Below are 2,079 nucleotides of genomic sequence, written 5' to 3' on the forward strand. Positions count from 1 at the left end.
GCTGCACTCGGCGACGAGCTTGGGCTCGAAGCGGGCGCTGAACGGGCCACTTGCGAGCCGCTGGATGGTGCAGGAGCTTGGCGGATCGCAATGGGAAGGTCAGGGGGACGCGAGAGCAGCAGACTAGAAGGTAAAGGCATGACCCTTTGAGGTGACCCTTTGAGGCGGAGTTCGGCTTGGGGAAAGGCAAGGCTAGGCAACAAGACGGCGAGGCCGAGGCCCCGCCGCCACGCGCCCCGCCAATCAGCGCGGCAGTTCTTCAAAGACGTTGGTCCAAACGTTCAGGACTTGTGAGCCGCCGGCGGCATTGCCGGTCTTGATTTCCTTGACGACGGTCAGTGTCTGCATGTCCAGCTTGTGCAGGTTGCCATCGCCGGCATTCGACAGATAGCCGTAACGGCCGTCCGGCGTGAAGGCGATGTGGCCCATGCGCCCCTTGCCGACGGCCAGATTCTTGACCACCTTGAAGCCCTGCGTGTTGTCGATCACCGACACCAAATTGTTGCCGTAGTTGGTCACCACTTCATAGCGTCCGTCCGGCGTGTTGTAGGTGTGGCCGATGCCGGTCGAACCGGTGTCGGTGCGCGTAACGAACTTCTTGGTCGCGGCATCGAACACGGCGACTTCCGTGCCGTCGAGCTTGCCGCCCGGGCCGCGGTTCAGGATGAAGAAGTACTTGCCATCCTGCGAGAAATTACCATGATGACCCTCGATCACGCCCTGGCCAATGAGCGGCATCTTGATCTGCGCGATCTCCTCGAAGCTGCCAATGCTATAGACCAGCCCGCCGGGAGGGTTCTTGTCACGGTCCTCGCCTTCGACGACCACCCAGACTTCTTTACCATCCGGGCTGGGCGCGACGTAGTGCGGCTTTGACGGCATCTTGATCTTCTTCACTGACCAATCGGTAGTGTCGATGATAACGAAATGGTTATCAACGCGATCGACGGTGAAGGCATAACGCGAATCGTAGCTCCAGGCGTTGTGCATCGAGGTCGGCCCCTTGGCCTGCCCGGCGACGGAGAGGTCAACGTTTTTGACGACCTTGTCGGTCGCAGTGTCGATGAAGGCGACGCGAAGCTTGCCGTCATCGAGCCCCCAATAATTGACCATCACCAGCTTGCCGTTGGGGCTCACGACCGGATGCTTCGGCCGGTTGCCGGTCTTGACCTTCGCGACGACCGCGCGCTTGTCCAGATCGATCACGGTCACAGTGTCCTTGCCCTCGCCTTCAGCACCGACATAGACTTTGCGGCCATCCGGCGTGGTGCCGCCCAGGGCGGCGCTCTTCTCGGTGTCGAGCGTGGCGACGACGCTGTCGGTGGCCGGGTCGACCAGATAGGCCTTGCCGTTGCCGCCGTGCAGATGGACGATCAGGTTCGGCCACTTGACGTCGGCGCGCTTGGGCGCGCTGGCGGTGGTGGCGCAGCCCGCGAGGGCAAAGGCAGCCACAAGGGCGGTAACGATCAGCTTCTTTTTGGTATGCATGTTTCCTCCTTCTGTGAATGGAACATGAGTTCACCCCAGATTGTCCATTGAGAGCGGGCTGACTCGCCATGAGCATTCGATATGATCATTTCCGCTCCTGCGCGGCGGGTAACAACCCGCGGGCGGCTTCAATGCGCCACCGCTCCTCGCCAATAGGCACCGCTATTGGCTCGTCGCGGGGACGCAAACCTGCTCGCGTTCCAATGGACAATCTGGATTCAAGCGGGTATCAATTTCCTTAATCTACTATAACAATTCGGCCTCGCGAATGGGGTCACGAATGGGGTCAGTCCTTTACCTTATAGTCCGCTGCTCTCGCCTTCTCCTGACCTTCCGCTTGCTATCCGCCAAGCTCTTGTGCCAGCGCGTCTCTCACCCTCACTCGTCTGGGTGATCCCGGCCTGCTCGCCGCTGCTGGCCCGGGTCAACGGCAAACCCATCCCCCAGGCCCGGTTCGATCGTGCCCTGCAACAGGCTTTGGCGGCCGGCGCGCCCGACAGCGAAGCCTTGCGCGTGATTCTCGGGGTTGGAAGTGGCCGTGGTTTCGCCGCGGTGGCGGGGCTTAGTTGCGCCCTTGGGCGGGGCCACCGG

2 protein-coding genes are annotated in these 2,079 nt (G+C 61.6%); both read right to left on the reverse strand.

Annotated features, from left to right (window positions below; genetic code table 11):
* Window positions 1–243 precede the first annotated feature (243 nt).
* Window positions 244–1,488 (reverse strand): cytochrome D1 domain-containing protein, encoded by a 1,245-nt coding sequence (locus V6E02_RS12885; RefSeq protein WP_347309205.1) that lies wholly within the window; start codon window positions 1,486–1,488, stop codon window positions 244–246.
* 378 nt (window positions 1,489–1,866) lie between these two features.
* Window positions 1,867–2,079 (reverse strand): hypothetical protein (locus V6E02_RS12890; RefSeq protein WP_347309206.1); only part of this gene is annotated, 213 nt, incomplete at its 5' end.

Origin of the sequence: Thiobacter sp. AK1 (assembly GCF_039822265.1) — a bacterium.
Taxonomy (GTDB): domain Bacteria; phylum Pseudomonadota; class Gammaproteobacteria; order Burkholderiales; family Thiobacteraceae; genus Thiobacter; species Thiobacter aerophilum.

Bases quoted from the DNA above. Each gene is read 5' to 3' on its own strand.
- V6E02_RS12885 (WP_347309205.1), bottom strand. From the start codon at position 1,488: ATGCATACCAAAAAGAAGCTGATCGTTACCGCCCTTGTGGCTGCCTTT.